The organism is Faucicola osloensis (assembly GCF_020041925.1).
In the GTDB taxonomy this organism is placed as follows: domain Bacteria; phylum Pseudomonadota; class Gammaproteobacteria; order Pseudomonadales; family Moraxellaceae; genus Faucicola; species Faucicola osloensis_D.
On record NZ_CP083409.1, the window covers coordinates 2181616 to 2197422 of the forward strand.

General features: G+C 43.7%; 14 protein-coding genes. 7 read left to right on the plus strand and 7 right to left on the minus strand.

Annotation, left to right across the window (positions count from 1 at the left end; all coding sequences use genetic code 11):
- The first annotated feature begins 2 nt into the window (after positions 1 to 2).
- The 3 genes from LAJ61_RS09680 to LAJ61_RS09690 are packed head-to-tail and all read left to right on the plus strand — an operon-like array spanning position 3 to position 2988.
- Positions 3 to 1100, plus strand: a complete 1098-nt coding sequence (locus tag LAJ61_RS09680) for a glycosyltransferase (RefSeq protein ID WP_224053735.1) — start codon at positions 3 to 5, stop codon at positions 1098 to 1100.
- Positions 1101 to 1118: 18 nt separating this feature from the next.
- Positions 1119 to 1874 carry a glycosyltransferase family 25 protein gene (locus LAJ61_RS09685; RefSeq protein ID WP_224053736.1) on the plus strand — a complete coding sequence of 252 codons (756 nt, stop codon included), beginning with the start codon at positions 1119 to 1121 and terminating at the stop codon, positions 1872 to 1874.
- Between the two features lie 16 nt (positions 1875 to 1890).
- The gene (locus LAJ61_RS09690; protein WP_224053737.1) at positions 1891 to 2988 is read left to right on the plus strand and encodes a glycosyltransferase; all 1098 of its coding nucleotides are present in this window, start codon (positions 1891 to 1893) and stop codon (positions 2986 to 2988) included.
- Here the strand turns inward: LAJ61_RS09690 and LAJ61_RS09695 are convergent.
- From LAJ61_RS09695 to aspS, 5 genes are all read right to left on the minus strand, one after another.
- Positions 2966 to 3820 (minus strand): hypothetical protein, encoded by an 855-nt coding sequence (locus LAJ61_RS09695; protein WP_224053738.1) that lies wholly within the window; start codon positions 3818 to 3820, stop codon positions 2966 to 2968. The two genes, LAJ61_RS09690 and LAJ61_RS09695, sit on opposite strands and share 23 nt — an antisense overlap.
- Positions 3811 to 4620, minus strand: a complete 810-nt coding sequence (locus LAJ61_RS09700; protein WP_224053739.1) for a hypothetical protein — start codon at positions 4618 to 4620, stop codon at positions 3811 to 3813. Before LAJ61_RS09700 ends, LAJ61_RS09695 begins: the two co-directional genes overlap by 10 nt.
- 108 nt (positions 4621 to 4728) lie before the next feature.
- Positions 4729 to 5511: a glycosyltransferase gene (locus LAJ61_RS09705; protein WP_224053740.1), complete on the minus strand. Its 783-nt coding sequence runs from the start codon at positions 5509 to 5511 to the stop codon at positions 4729 to 4731.
- Positions 5512 to 5529: 18 nt separating this feature from the next.
- Entirely contained in the window at positions 5530 to 6474 is a 945-nt protein-coding gene (locus LAJ61_RS09710; protein ID WP_224053741.1) for a lysophospholipid acyltransferase family protein, read from the minus strand.
- Between the two features lie 22 nt (positions 6475 to 6496).
- On the minus strand, positions 6497 to 8302 hold the full coding sequence (gene aspS / locus LAJ61_RS09715; protein ID WP_224053742.1) for an aspartate--tRNA ligase: 1806 nt from the start codon (positions 8300 to 8302) through the stop codon (positions 6497 to 6499).
- Positions 8303 to 8539: 237 nt separating this feature from the next.
- On the opposite strand from aspS, the gene sohB reads away from it, so the two are divergent.
- The 4 genes from sohB to LAJ61_RS09735 all read left to right on the plus strand — a co-directional run bounded on the left by sohB (position 8540) and on the right by LAJ61_RS09735 (position 13603).
- Positions 8540 to 9532, plus strand: a complete 993-nt coding sequence (gene sohB, locus LAJ61_RS09720) for a protease SohB (RefSeq protein ID WP_224053743.1) — start codon at positions 8540 to 8542, stop codon at positions 9530 to 9532.
- A 92-nt stretch (positions 9533 to 9624) separates the two neighbouring features.
- Positions 9625 to 10287, plus strand: coding sequence for a DUF1543 domain-containing protein (locus tag LAJ61_RS09725; protein WP_224053744.1), 663 nt, complete (start codon positions 9625 to 9627; stop codon positions 10285 to 10287).
- A 120-nt stretch (positions 10288 to 10407) separates the two neighbouring features.
- Positions 10408 to 12486, plus strand: coding sequence for an AAA family ATPase (locus LAJ61_RS09730; RefSeq protein WP_224053745.1), 2079 nt, complete (start codon positions 10408 to 10410; stop codon positions 12484 to 12486).
- A gap of 28 nt (positions 12487 to 12514) precedes the next feature.
- Positions 12515 to 13603, plus strand: a complete 1089-nt coding sequence (locus tag LAJ61_RS09735) for a type I glyceraldehyde-3-phosphate dehydrogenase (protein ID WP_224053746.1) — start codon at positions 12515 to 12517, stop codon at positions 13601 to 13603.
- 87 nt (positions 13604 to 13690) lie between these two features.
- Here LAJ61_RS09735 and purH read toward each other — a convergent pair whose 3' ends face one another.
- Together purH and LAJ61_RS09745 are read right to left on the minus strand one after the other, a co-directional pair.
- Positions 13691 to 15271, minus strand: a complete 1581-nt coding sequence (gene purH / locus LAJ61_RS09740; protein WP_224053747.1) for a bifunctional phosphoribosylaminoimidazolecarboxamide formyltransferase/IMP cyclohydrolase — start codon at positions 15269 to 15271, stop codon at positions 13691 to 13693.
- A gap of 151 nt (positions 15272 to 15422) precedes the next feature.
- Positions 15423 to 15752, minus strand: a complete 330-nt coding sequence (locus LAJ61_RS09745) for a helix-turn-helix domain-containing protein (protein WP_409034968.1) — start codon at positions 15750 to 15752, stop codon at positions 15423 to 15425.
- Positions 15753 to 15807 lie beyond the last annotated feature (55 nt).

Sequence of the window (15807 nt, forward strand, 5' to 3'; positions counted from 1 at the left end):
AAATGGCATTGGTTCAGTCACAAAAAATCGTATTAGTGATTAATTCACTGCAAGGCGGTGGGGCAGAAAAATTTGTTTTGACCTTGGGGGAAGCCTTTTACCAGATGGGTTTTGAGGTGCATATTGTCCGATTTGACCCGATTGTCGAACATACATTAAGCGAAAATTTAATCTATCATCTTATTCCTTTTCGCAATTATCGACGCTTGCCGAAAGGTAAAATTCGGTATTTCTTTTTTGCTCGCGCGGTTGATGGCTATATCAATAAACATATTGGTCAGCCTGTGGCAATATTCGTGAACTTGTACCGCGAACATGAGGTATTTTATTATTCAAGGCAAAAAAAGGTGGCGTATGTCATCCATAATCAACTGAGTGAAAAATTAAAACTTACCACCTTGCCGCCCAAGCAGCTTTCTCACTTTCAACGGATTTATACTAAATACCCTGCTATTTGTGTGAGTACTGGGGTGGAGCAAGATTTTGTCCATCAATTTGGCGAGCCGACCAAAACCACCACGATTTATAACCCCATCGACCGTGATAAAATCCGTGTGTTAGCTGAGGCAGCTAGCCCAGATTTACCCGTTATTACCCGACAGGGCTATCTTATTCATGTGGGCAGTTTTAAAGCGCAAAAAGGGCATGAAATTTTATTGCAAGCCTATGCCAATTCGGCACAGACATTGCCCTTGGTATTGGTGGGTAAGGGTAGTCTACAAGCGCAAATTGAGCAAAAAATTATCGCGTTAAACTTGCAAGATAAGGTGATTTTAACTGGGTTTCAAAAGAATCCTTACCCATCGCTAAAGCACGCCACAGGGTTTGTGTTATCCTCGCATTTTGAGGGCTTTGCATTGGTATTGGCTGAGTCATTGGCATTGGGCGTGCCTGCGATTAGCACCGATTGTCCGTCAGGACCTAGTGAGATTCTGACACCGCAGAATTTGGTGGCAGTGGCAGATATCCCTGCGTTAACTGAAAAAATCAACCAATTAATGAGCCATCCTAGCCAGTTTAACGTACCATTTAACGAAGCTTTTTTGCCGCAAAATGTTGCCCGTCAGTATTTGGCATTTATGGGGGTTGATTATGAATAAGCCCAAGCGAGAAAAGTGATGCTAAAAAATTATGTTATTAGTCTCGCTCATCATAGCAAGCGGCAAAGCCATATCCAACAAGAGTTTGCTAAGCAGCACATACCTTTTACTTTTTTTTCGGCGGTCACCCCGGATAAAAATACCCAAGTCGCTCAGCGACTGGCGATTGATATCACAAAGTCGGTATCTAGTGACACCGAAATTGCCTGTTTTTTAAGTCATGTTAGCTTGTGGCAACGCTGTGTGGATGAAAATCTTGATTATATCGGGATTTATGAGGATGATGTTTTTTTAGGTCAGCAGTTCGAGCAGTTTATTCGTCAAACTGATGTTTTTCAAAGCCAAGCTATCGATATTTTAAAATTAGAAAAGGTAAGCCCAAGGGTGCATTTGGCTCATCCGATAGTCTTACCTCAGAGTAAACGGACGATTTATGAATTAAAGTCTCGCCATTTAGGCGGGGCAGGTTATCTGCTATCCCATCGCGCTTGTCAGTATCTATTACAATATATTAGAAGCTTACCCCAGCTTGAGGCAGTCGATGTGATGCTATTTGATGTGGGGAAATACCCCAAGGCCCTGCCTGTATATCAGCTTGTACCTGCGATTGTGATTCAGGAGCATCATCTATTACCGCAAGTAGCTTTGGCAAGCAGCCTGCAGGCAACCAGAAGCCGAGAAATTAAACGACCTTTAACAGGGCTACAAAAAATCAAACGTGAAGTCCTGCGCGCGACACGCCCACTATATATGACCAACCTTACTTTTGAATAAACCTAAGGAGCCACTTGTGAGCTGCAACCCCTCAAATATCATTGTGTTGGTTATCAACTGCTTGCAGGGGGGCGGGGCAGAAAAGTCAGTATTGACGCTCGCGGAAGGCTTTTATCAACTGGGCTATAAAGTCCATGTCATCCGATTTAAAGCCACCACAGAATATGAACTTAGCCCACATATTGATTTTCATATTGTAAACTTTAAGTGGTTTAAATTAATCCCCAGTGATAGGGTACGTTACCAACAATTTGCCAAACATTTAGATAACTATATTTTAACGCATATTGGTCAGCCATGTTTGACGATTGCAAATTTGGAACGGGCGGACAAGGTGTTAAGCTATAGCCAATTACCCAATGTTATTCATGTGATTCGTAACACCCTTTCTCAAGAACTGAAATTAGCCCAAGCTCGCAATAAGCCTATCGATATAGCGCAGCTAAAGACGACCTATCATGCGCAGCCTTGTGTGGCGATTAGTGAAGGAGTGGCGGTGGATTTTAAGGCGACCTTAGGGCTGACGAATATTACCACGATTTATAACCCGATTGATAACAAGCTTATTGAGGCAATGGCAGGGGCATACCCGCTAGAGATTGCGGAATTTATTGTGCATGTGGGCAGCTTTAAATACCAAAAAGCCCATGATATTCTGCTAAAAGCCTATGCCAAAACCTCGCAACGTTATCCGCTGTATTTGGTGGGTCAAGGCAAGCTGATGGCAGAAACCAAACAGCTTGCGGTTGATTTAGGGATTAGCGACAAGGTGGTATTTACTGGCTTTAAATCTAACCCCTATCCGTATATCAAACACGCTAAATGCTTAGTGTTAAGTTCTCGATTTGAGGGTTTTGGGCGAGTGATTGCCGAAGCATTAGCCGTGGATACGCCTGTGATAAGCACCGACTGTCCGTATGGCCCTAGTGAGTTGTTACCAAAGCAAAATCTTGTCCCTGTCGATGATATTGACGCCTTAGCCCAATTATTAGAACAAGCAATGGCAAATCCATCGGCGTTTGCCGTGCCGTTTGATGAGCGATTTTTACCCAAAAATATCGCTAACCAATATATTGAGCGGTTCGTGACTTCTAATCTCCCCGATACGGAATAAATGTAAACAAATCTTTAGAGATGGGCGAGTGGTTATAAATTTGCACGCCTTTTTGCTGATAGTTGTGGGCTACCCAATCAAACGACGGTACGATACGGTGGGTGATAGCCTTATCAAGTTTGGTCGGGGCAGCATTGTTTTGGTTTTCATAAAACCGTGGCTGCTGGCTGTTGATTAAATCAATGCCATACAGATGTATCACTTGAAATCCTAGGGAATAAGCAAGCTGTAACGCCACCAACGCTACCGTTCCCCCTTCAACAAAGCCGTAACGAATATCCCAAGACACCCCAATTTTTTTATTGATGCTATGATAAGGGCTATGTTTTAGGTGTTTTAGTCGGGTACGTTTATTGAGTGTGACAGCTATTTTGCCTAAAAGGCTAGTTTGCTGAAGGGCAATCAAACTATCATCAATCGGTCTATCGACTGGATAAATGATATAGATATGGTCAGCATATTGAACTAAAAAATCGGGCGCATCTTGCCATAGTTGTTCTGCCACTAAAGCACTGATATACAGCGGATAATCCCCCCGATAATACTGCAGCGGAATACTACAGTTATGCTTAATAAAGCGTGGGTCGGTGATGATATACGCCACAATCTTGTCAAATTTATAGTGTTCGGTCAGGCTAATACTGCCATTTACAAATATAACCGACTCACAACCAAGCAGGTCAATGGCATTGGTCTGGATGCTTGGGCCTGACGCCAAAATATGTACCGTCGTATCAGAGACTTTTGGTAGCACAAATGCAGGATTGACAATACGTAGGGCGATTGTCTGAGTAGATCGGGTAAATATCAAAGAATGATTGGCTACCACCATGCTGATTTTTCATCCTTATGTAGTTGTTTTAATGTGGTGAATGCGCTAGGTTGGTCATGCAATCTAGCAAACACATTGAGTAAGAGTGTGGTAGAAAAAGGGTCTTCAGCGTAAAAATGCTGATACCGCTCACGCATATGTTTTAGTGTATCGTCCTTACCTAGCCTAAAATAGGTCAAACCAGCATACAGCGGTTTATGATGCGCGTACAAAACAGCAGATTTTTCCTCATCTAGACTGGCAGATGAACGACACAGATACTGCTGGGTTTCGTAGACCTTTACCGTATTAATCAAAGTAATAATATTGAGTAATACTGCCTTTCTAGTCGGTTTTGGATCAAAATCAATAAAGGTATCGCAGGCAGAGGCAATCCATCGTAAACTTAAATTATCCATCAGATAGTCAGTCTGCGTTTGCCAAAGATGGGTAAAGGTTTGAAAAGTTTTTTCAGGTTGAAACCGGCGGCGTAATAGTACAATTAGTATCGCATGATAAAAACTAAGTTCAGATTGTCCTATAAACTCGTGTTGCAACGTGGTTAAATGCGTGTATAAATTGCGAATACGCTGTGGCTCATAGTCCACAAGCGGGTTTATCGGTTCATCCACTTGGGTATCATCTAATAAATGAGGGTGGGCTTGAATAATCGTATCAATGATAGAACAAGCATCACTATCAATCATACGACTTTTCATCGCCTCAATATTTTGCCCGGCATAGTGGTCAATAATTTGATTCGCCCCAAGGCGTTTTTCACTTTTAAATAATAAAATAAACTTACGATACCAGTTTGCCATTTTTTATTATTCCTAAAACCGCAAGCTTATGTGAAATTTCTTTTAAGTTTAATTATCCGATGCTCAATTATCTATTAACTATCTAAGGCTTAACTATCAAAGATTGCGTTATCGCCAATAACCACTAATCCAGTCAGTTGGTAATACCTTACGATACCACTTACCGCTTTTACCCATGATGGCATCAGGTGGATTCACTTCCCCATGAAAAATCACCATTTTTGCCCCTTTAGGCAAAATCGGCGGTTTGACAAAACTTAAGGGAAATGGCTGCACACATTGGTATTTAAAGCTCACGCACCAAGACGCATCCCAATATTCAAGGTGGTGATGCTCACGCAAATAATTGGACAGGTAAGCTTGCTCATGGCGTACTTGGCTACGAATCGTGTCAAAATTTTGCTCAAAGTTAGACAATAAATTTGGGTAGGTGTTTTGTCCAACCTTGAAACGATACACCGATGAATTACCCACCATGCGCCACGGTTTTTTCCAATCACGGATAATCACCACACTGTCATCGTGCTGCGCTTGATACGTAAAAAAGCAATCAATATTATCGACAATCACAATATCAATATCCAAAAATAACGCCGTGCCTTTTAAATCGTATAATTGAGGGCTAAAGGTGGTCAGTTTTTTCCAGCCGCGTTCAGGAATATTACTGGGTAAATTGAGCTCAGGAATTGGGTAGCATTTGACGTTGGCATCTATCCCTGTGCTATCATCGGTCAAACATACCATTTGAAACGGTAGTGTTAAATGTCTGTTAACCATATTGTACAGGCGATTAACGTACTCAGCACCGTATTTGGTGCCCCATTTCATACAAATAATGTAACGGTTTTCATCAGGCAAAGCAGGCGCTGAAGTATAATTTGGTAAAGTCATAAGTAAATGATTATCATATTAAGTAAGTGAATTGATAATATCATGATTGCTAAGTTTTGGATAACGCTGGCGAACCGCTACCGCGATGGATGGCTCGGCATTATAAATAACCGGAAATCCTGGCACACGTTTAAAGCGCTTATAGCCCCACATATACTGACTGGGGAAACGGTCAATCATCCGCTCGATGGCGTGGTTCATCGCGGTTGTCGCTGTCACCATGTTTTTGTCATACAAGGCGGGGTCAGTTAACTCATCACAATAAATATCAAAGCCTTGTCCATCATCACGGCGTACACAGGTCAAACCCACCAAGCTACACTTTGTTTTACTGGCTAATTTGCTAGCAAGAGTGCTGGTTAGTGTCGGAATGCCAAAAAACGGCACCACTTCACCGCCAGATGGGTCAGGGACATGATCGGGCAATATGATACTAAAACCGCCTGCTTTTAAGGTTTTAAAAATCGCTTTGACCCCAGTAGCATCGGTTGGTACCAAAGTTGCGTTGAGCCGTTGACGCCCTTGCAATACAAACTGATTGGCTTGTTCACCTTTCACAGGTTTATACATAATGGTCGGTGCACCAAACTGGTTGAGCCACGCATTCATGATCTCCCATGTCCCCAAATGCGGCACAATTGCAAGCATGCCATTGGGGTTTTGTAAGCCTTGCATCAGAACTTGTTGATGATGTATGGTATGAATTTGTTTGACCGACCACGCAGGTGGCATCGCCCAGCTTTTAGCCGATTCGACCATATTTTTGCTTTGATTGGCAATACAGGCTCTGGCAAGCTGGTCACGCTGGGATTCGGTGAGTTCAGGATAGACAAGTCGTAAGTTAGTATCCACCGTTTTCATGGTACTTTTGTCACGACGAAGTGAAATGATAAAGCTTGCGATATGTGCCAACAGATACAGCATCCACATTGGCACATATTTAAGAAGAGTAAAGGCATTCATCTAATTAAAGGTGTCACCTTGATTAAGATTGTGGCGCTTTACTGTCTTTTTCGCGTATACGGATACCCAATTCACGCAGTTGTTTGCCATCCACGGGCGCAGGGGCTTCAGTCAGCGGACATTCAGCCGTTTTGGTTTTTGGGAAGGCGATGACGTCTCGAATCGATTGTGAGCCTGTCATTAGCATAATTAACCGGTCAAGACCGAATGCCAAACCACCGTGCGGTGGCGCACCGTATTTTAGCGCGTTAAGTAAGAATGAGAATTTTTCTTCGGCTTCGGCTTCAGAAATACCCAAGGCTTCAAATACCGCTTTTTGCATATCCAAAGTATTGATACGCAGTGAACCACCACCGATTTCAGTACCGTTTAATACCATGTCATAAGCGATAGACAGTGCGGTTTCTGGGTTGTTTTTCATCGCTTCAACCGTGCCTTTTGGCTTGGTGAAGGGATGGTGAACCGACGTCCATTTGCCGTCATCTGTTTCTTCAAACATTGGGAAATCCACCACCCAAAGCGGCGCCCATTCTTGGGTTAGCATATTTAGGTCTAGACCCAATTTGACACGCAGCGCACCCATGGCATCATTGACGACTTTGGCTTTATCCGCGCCAAAGAAGATAATATCACCGGTTTGCGCCTCAGTACGTTTAATCAGCTCGACCAATACTTCATCGGTCATGTTTTTGATAATCGGTGATTGTAGACCTGATTCTTTATCGACACCGTTGTTGATGTTGCTCACATCGTTGACTTTGATATAAGCCAGACCTTTTGCGCCATAGATGCCGACAAATTTAGTATACTCATCGATTTGTTTACGGGTGAGGTCGCTACCCTGTGGCACCCGAAGCGCCACCACACGACCTTTTGGGTCTTGGGCAGGGGCTGAGAATACTTTAAATTCCACAGACTGCATGATGTCAGCCACGTCAATTAACTTCATAGGAATACGCAAGTCTGGTTTGTCAGACGCATAATCACGCATGGCTTCGGCGTATGTCATACGTGGGAAGGTATCAAATTCAATGTTCATCATGGTTTTGAACAAGTCTTTTGTTAAGCCTTCGGCAATGTTCATGATATCTTCATCACTTAAGAATGAGGTTTCGATATCAATTTGGGTAAATTCTGGCTGGCGGTCAGCACGTAAGTCTTCATCACGAAAACATTTAGCAATTTGATAATAACGGTCAAAACCCGCTACCATCAACAGCTGTTTAAATAGCTGAGGTGACTGTGGCAATGCGTAAAACTCACCGTTTGATACGCGGCTAGGTACCAAATAATCACGCGCGCCTTCTGGGGTGGCACGGGTCAAGATGGGGGTTTCTACATCCAAGAAACCTTGGTCATCTAGGTAACGGCGAATGGTCGAAGTGGCTTTGGCACGAAACTTCATACGCTCTTGCATCTCTGGACGGCGCATGTCTAAAAAGCGATATTTTAGGCGCAGTTCTTCAGAAACGTTGGTGAACTCATCATTGAGGGGGAATGGCGGCGTCTCAGAGGTGGCGATTGTTTCGATGTCTTTGGCCAATAACTCCACTTGACCACTGGTCATGTTTTTGTTTTCAGTACCGGCATAACGCTGACGCACACGACCGGTGATTTTGAGTACATATTCAGAACGCGCGCTATCTGCTGTAGCGAATGCTTCTGGGGTATCTGGGTCGATGACCACTTGCAGTAGGCCTTCACGGTCACGCATATCCAAGAAAATAACCCCACCGTGGTCACGGCGACGATGCACCCAACCGCAAATAGTGATGGTTTGATCGTTTAAGTTTTCGGTGACAAGCCCGCAATAGTGTGTACGCATCATAATGAAGCAATCCCAATATTTTTCGTAATGTAAGAAGTAGCAAAAATTTTTATAAACGAATATTATGCCTTGTTTACTCAAATTTCACAATATGAAACACGGTTTATCATGCATATCTACTAGCCATGCCTGTCACAGACATTTCGCGAATATTGTGTGGATAAGCGATTGAAAACAGCAAAATAAACGCTATATAAAACCCATTGTGTGAATTTTTTCCTTAATTAGAGAATTATTATGCTATTTCAAAATGCCAAACATCCGGTTGAAATGAAAGTCACCCATTTAAATAAAGTCAAAGCCCAACGCAAACAACAATTACAATTGCAAATGGTGAATGATAAAGGGTTAACATCACTCATCAGCCGTGCATTTACAGACTTGACGAAAAAAGACAATACCAAAAAAACCCCCTCAAAATTTGGTCTGTTCAAAAATAAACCCGCCAACAAAAATTGTTTTGTGCTTGATTTTCATGGTGATATAAAAGCCACTGAAGTACAGCAACTGCGTGAAGAAATCAGCACGCTATTGACGGTTGCGCAAGCTGAAGATGAAGTCATTGTGCGCCTTGAATCATCAGGTGGTATGGTACATGCATATGGCCTCGCTGCCGCCCAGTTGGCACGTATAAAAGAAGCAGGGCTACACTTAACGGTTTGTATTGATAAAGTCGCTGCCAGTGGTGGCTATATGATGGCGTGTGTGGCTGATAAAATTTTGGCGGCGCCATTTGCGGTGGTGGGCTCGATTGGTGTGGTGGCACAAGTACCCAATTTTCATGATTTATTAGAAAAACATGACATCGATGTCGAAGTATTTACCGCAGGTAAATACAAACGCACAGTAACCGTTTTTGGTGAAAATACCGAAGAAGACAAACAAAAATTCCAACAAGAGCTGGAAGAAACGCACAAACTATTTAAAGACTTTGTACGTAAATACCGTCCAAGTTTGGATGTTGAACAAGTGGCAACCGGTGAGCATTGGTACGGTGAAGATGCGATTACGCGCAATTTGGTCGATGCCCTGCAAACATCGGACAGTTATATCTTAGAAAAAATGACAGATAGCGAATTGTATGCCATTCAATCTCGCCAAAAACCGACCATTGCGCAAAAGCTAGGCATCTCACAAGCGGCACAAGCGGTGGTAGCGACAGCGATTGATAAACTACCAGATGCCTTGGCAAAGTTAGAAAGCGCTAAAATGCCGATGGTTAAAAAATAACCTTAAGATAAAATAATAAAAACCTGTGACAAAAATCTATGAGGCTTGGCAGGTTTTTAAGTTTTAATGGCGACACATTTGGGCGTATAACTATGAAACTATTTATGTTAAAAATCGGGGCGCGTCCCCAAGGACGACTGATTGAACAGCATGATGTGATGTTTGTGATTGCAAATAGCCTAAGTGAAACAATTGACAGTGTCAATCAGCACTGGCCGGCAGTCAAAAACAACTGGCACTTAGACGCATGGCGAGAAGTGAAGCGGGTGGGTGATTATCAAATTTTGTTGTCGAAAGAGAGTTTGTCAAAGGATGGATGGTCAAAAGATAAAGAGCTTGCAGATGAGATGTTGGCAGATGATAGGGTAGATAACAAATTAGATAGTCACGGCAAGCAACTTTATTTTGTCAATTTAGGCGGTTATCTGCCGGATCAATTTGAAGAATTCCATTATAAAACACTTGTGATAGCCGAGACGCTAGGTAAAGCAACGGCGCAAGTTAAAAAAACGGCATTTTATCAAGACTATACGTTTGATAATGTCGATATCGCCAAAAGCGGCGTGGCAACCAGTCATGTTGATGATAAGCATCAACTAGACTTGGATGATATTCACTGTGTGGCTGATTTACTGCCAAATGACGTGGCGTTAACCATTCAGCCATTAACCGAGCCTGAAAAAAATCAGCTACCTGACGATGCGCTGCATATTGGTTATTTAAGTCTCAAGCAAATCAAAACCATGATTGACTAACCGGTGAAGCGTCTGATGGCGTATTTTGGTGCTGTCAATCATTGCCTTTACTCGGCTTTGCCTTTATAGTAGGCTCATTTTTAACCCCTTCTTTTTATCTATAAAAGCTTTGTATAACCAATGAAACAAGCCACCGCCCTTGATATCCTTAAAACTGGTAAAAACGTATTTTTAACAGGCTCAGCAGGGGCGGGCAAGACCTATACCATCAATCAGTATTTGCATTATCTGCGCGCAAGGGATGTTGCGGTCGCGGTGACGGCAAGTACAGGCATTGCTGCCACCCACATGAACGGCATGACCATTCACAGCTGGGCAGGCATCGGTATCAGTAATGAGTTAACTGCCAAAGATATCGCTCGAATCAAAAAACGTACGGTGGTTGTGGAGCGCATTGAGCGCACCAAAGTATTGGTGATTGATGAAATCTCGATGCTGCATCGACAGCAATTTGAGCTCATTAACCAAGTGCTACAAGCCATCAAAGAAAACACATTGCCGTTTGGTGGGATACAGCTATTGGTTGCCGGGGATTTTTTTCAGTTGCCGCCGATTGGTGAGCCCCATGAGAGCAACCGTGATAAATTTGCCTTTATGGCGCAAGCTTGGCTGGATGCAGATTTTCAAATTTGCTATTTATCTGAGCAGCACCGTCAGAAAACTGACAAAACAGCGGTGGCAGGCAACACCTATTATGGCTTGGATTTAAATGCGATTTTAAATCAGATTCGTAGCCAGCAGTTTACCCCCCATATCATGCCTGCTTTGACCGCTACGGCTGAGCATGTGCTAGCCGACAACCGTACCCGACTGTTTACCCACAATGTCAACGTGCAAGCCATCAATGAGCAGGAACTTGGTAAACTTACCACAGCGGCGCATACTTTTCGCGCTTGGGGAGAAGGCGACGAAAAGCTTGTAGAAACGCTAAAAAAATCCGTACGCAATACCCCAGAGCTGGTGCTCAAACTTGGCGCAAAAGTGATGTTTATCAAAAACAACGCCGAGCTCAATGTCTCAAATGGCACCATGGGCAAAGTAGTTGATTTTGTTTCCACGACCCTTAAACAACCAAATAAACAAACAGACGATAGCCCATCAAAAAATAGCCCATCAAACAATCACCCATCTGAGCCGCTCGATGAACAAGCGCTAGCAGCAGAGTCAAGTGCTTTGCTCGATGCCATCGAACAAGAACAACAAGCGGATATGGCAGACTTGCTGGATGAAGTCAACGGCGGTGCATCACAACAAATGCGACCTCACCACACGGGTGAGGATGACACCGCAGACACGGATGATGACAAATTATCGGAATTACTATACCCCTTGGTTGAGCTCAATGACGGCCGCAAAGTCATCGCCGAATATGATTCATGGCGTATTGATGATGAAGAGGGCGAAATACTGGCTGCCTATTATCACATCCCCTTGACGCTGGCGTGGGCGATTACCATTCACAAAAGCCAAGGCATGACGCTGGATGCGGCAGAAGTGGATTTGTCGAAAACCTTTGAAAAAGGGCAGGGCTATGTGGCTCTATCACGGTTAAAGCAGCTATCTGGGCTACAATTACTGGGTGTCAATGAATTAAGCTTACAGCTTGATCCCTTGGCGCGCGGCGCCGATCAGCGATTTCAGGCGATCAGTGCAGAACAAGAACGTGAATTTTTGACACGCAGTAAAAAACAGCTCAATGACCTTCATCGTGAATTTATCATTCAATGCCGGGGTACGCTGGATAAAGAAAAAATCGCTGCGTATGAAAATCGCGCCAAACAACAGCAAAAACTGATTGAAAAACGTCGTCATGCTGTACAGCAGCTGCAATCTTTGGCAGATGATGCGGCGGGCGTCATCACCCCCACGGTGCTGGAAACCAAAGCGCTGCTGGATGAAAGTTTGACCATCGCAGAAATTGCACAAGCCCGTAATCTAGCCCAATCAACCGTGATGGGACATATCGAGAAAATTGCTGAGCATTTTCCCCGCGCCAACATCGCGCATCTACGCCCTGAGGACGAATGGCTACAACCGATTGATAAGGCGTATCAAAAAATAGCCAAACGTGATGACAAACGCGATAAAGGTAACGATGGTAAGATCAAAATTCGCGCGATTGTCGAAGAATTGAGAAACGCCTATTCTTATAATGATGTGAAACTTGCCTTGTTGTTTTTAAAACCACAGGGCAATTGAGCACTTGTCTAGTAAGGAATATCCCTGATTGAATGCTTCTACCATCAAACCTTTTAACATCGCTATTAATGGCTTTGGTCGTATTGGGCGCAACGTGCTACGTGCTTATATCGAACGGTTTTGTCAAAATCCTTTACAATTACCGCCGTTAAATATCGTCGCCATCAATGATATTGCTGAGCCCGCGACCCTGTTACATCTACTCAAATATGACAGTACTCACGGTCGATTATCGGCGGTCAGTGATATCCATATCGAATTAAAAACAGTGGATTTAGGTGAAAAACAACAGCATTTTTTGCTATTAAGCCAAGGAGAATTTCGGCAAAAAATTGCATTGATACAGCAACCCCTTGCCACCAAATTACCTTGGGAAAAACTGGGCATCGACATGGTGCTTGAGAGCACGGGTCATTTTCGCAGCTATGAACAGGCGTCACAGCATATTATCGCGGGCGCCAAGCAGGTGATGATTGGGGCTGCCCCGTTTGATCATGTGGATGCCAGTATTGTAGTGGGCGTCAATGACCATGAGCTTAGCCGTGATAAAAAGATTTTATCCAGTGTGTCGTGTACCACCCAAGCGCTCGTGCCTTTACTATATGTATTGCATCATGCCTATGGCATCGAATCAGCGATGATGACCGAAATCCATGCAGTAACTGCTGACCAAACTGTGCTTGACCAAGTGCACCGTGATTTGCGCCGTGCACGGGCTTCTGGGCATAACATTATCCCAACCACATCAAGTAGTATCGCTGCGGTCAATCGGGTGATGCCGCATATGGCAGGCAAGGTGAATGGGTATTCTATCCGCGTACCGACCATGGATGTCGCGGCAATTGATGTGACATTTACCTTTGACAAAGCCACGGATGTTACTGCTATCAATCAGCTGTTAAAACATGCCAGTCGCCAAGATTTTGCAGGTATCATGGATTACAGTGATGAGCCGTTGGTGTCCAGTGACTTTATCCATGATGCGCATTCATTGGTGATTGATAGCTTACAGACCATGAGCGTGGGGCGGCAATTTAAAGTGTTTGCTTGGTATGATAATGAATGGGGCTACGCCAATCGGATGCTTGATATTTGTCAAACCTTAGCCAAACTATAAGCCTTAGCAGAGCTATAAAAAGAAAAAAATTATCAATTAAAAAAGGCGAAACCTAGTCAGTTTCGCCTTTTTTATGCCTAACAAAAATTAATGTCTAAAATGACGCATACCGGTGAACACCATCGCAATGCCATGCTCATCGGCTGCGGCGATGGTTTCATCATCGCGCATCGAGCCACCTGGCTGGATAATCGCCTTAATCCCCACCGCTGCGGCATTGTCAATACCATCACGGAACGGGAAGAAGGCATCTGATGCCATCACCGCACCCACAGGCGATAGACCAGCGTGCTCAGCTTTAATCGCGGCAATACGGGCTGAGTTGACACGGCTCATTTGACCTGCGCCTACCCCAATGGTACGCCCATCTTTGGCATACACAATGGCGTTGGATTTCACATATTTAGCGACTTGCCAAGTAAACAGCAAATCATCGAATTGTTGCTGAGTCGGCTGTACTTTTGTTACCACTTTTAAATCATCTAAAGTAATTAAGCCCAAGTCTTGCGCTTGCACCAATAAACCGCCGGTCACACGTTTAAAGTCAAATTGGGCTTGGCGCTCACTTGGGTTTGGTAATTCACCGCAGACTAATACGCGCACATTTTTCTTGGCAGATGTGACATCGAGTACACCGTCGGCAACGCTTGGGGCAATGATGACTTCAACAAATTGCTGATCCACAATGGCTTTTGCTGTTTTGATATCCAGCTCACGGTTAAAGGCGATGATACCGCCAAACGCCGATTCTGGGTCAGTGGCAAAGGCTTTTTGATAAGCATGGGTTAAGTCGGCATCCACGGCCACGCCACAAGGATTGGCGTGTTTAACAATGACACATGCAGGCATATCAAATGATTTCACGCATTCTAATGCCGCATCGGTATCTGCGATGTTGTTGTAAGATAGTTCTTTACCTTGTAATTGTTTAGCGGTGGCAATACTGGCTTCTTTTTGACTATTTACCTGCGCTTTTTCGACATAAAAAGCGGCTTGTTGATGCGGGTTTTCACCATAGCGTAAGTCTTGCGCTTTGTCCATTTGCACGTTAAAAGTACGCGGGAATTGGTCAGCCGATTCAAAGCTTTGCAGGCGGTTGCCTAAAAAGTTGGCAATCATACCGTCATAATGTGCGGTATGCTCAAATGCTTTTACCGCTAAATCAAATCGGGTGGTATCACTGATGCGACCGTTTGCTGTTAGTTCGCCCAAGATTGCTGCATAATCGTTGGGGCTTGTCACGATGCTGACATGGTCATGATTTTTTGCCGCGGCACGCACCATGGTAGGGCCACCAATATCAATGTTTTCGATGGCGTCTTCTTTGGTGACATTTGGGTTGGCAACGGTTTGGGCAAATGGATATAAATTGACAACCACCATGTCAATGCGGTCGATACCATGTTCTTGCATAATGGCATCATCAGTGCCGCGGCGACCTAAAATACCGCCATGAATTTTTGGATGCAGGGTTTTTACCCGCCCATCCATCATCTCTGCAAAACCTGTGTATTCTGCGACCTCAGTCACTGCTAAGTCATGTTGTTTGAGTAGTTTGTAGGTGCCGCCTGTTGATAGTAGACGAAAACCGTGGGTGATTAGACCTTTGGCAAAATCCACAATACCCGATTTATCAGAAACAGAGAGCAATGCATAAGCTTGATTCATAATTGACTCGACTCGTTGACAAAAAAACACTGGGTGCAGAAAAAACAAAAAGTCAGTTATGACGAACTGACTGATTGACTTTCATATCCCAACTCTATAAATCCCTAAATATAGGGATATCTTATCATAAAAAAGCGGGTATTTTTATCAATTATAATAATTGGTGGGTTTTGAGTTTTTTACGCAATGTACCGCGATTAAGTCCCAAAATCTCGGCGGTTTTGGTTTGATTGCCGCGGGTATGTTCAAGCACGACACTGATTAGCGGTTTTTCAAATTGTGACAACATAAGCTCATACAGTTGGGTCGGTTGTTGTTCTTTTAAGTTATCGAAGTACTCTCGCACTACAAGCTCAATGTGATGAGCTAAGCTTGCGCTGGGAGAAGTTTGCGATGGGGTATGGGTAGTGTAGGGGTTAGATGGGCTATCTGACATATTGGAATACTTGGCGCGATTTTGTAAAACAACAGAATTGGGCATAACAGATTCTCAAACTAAATTTGCTGACAAATTTATTGAATAATTCGTTAGTTAA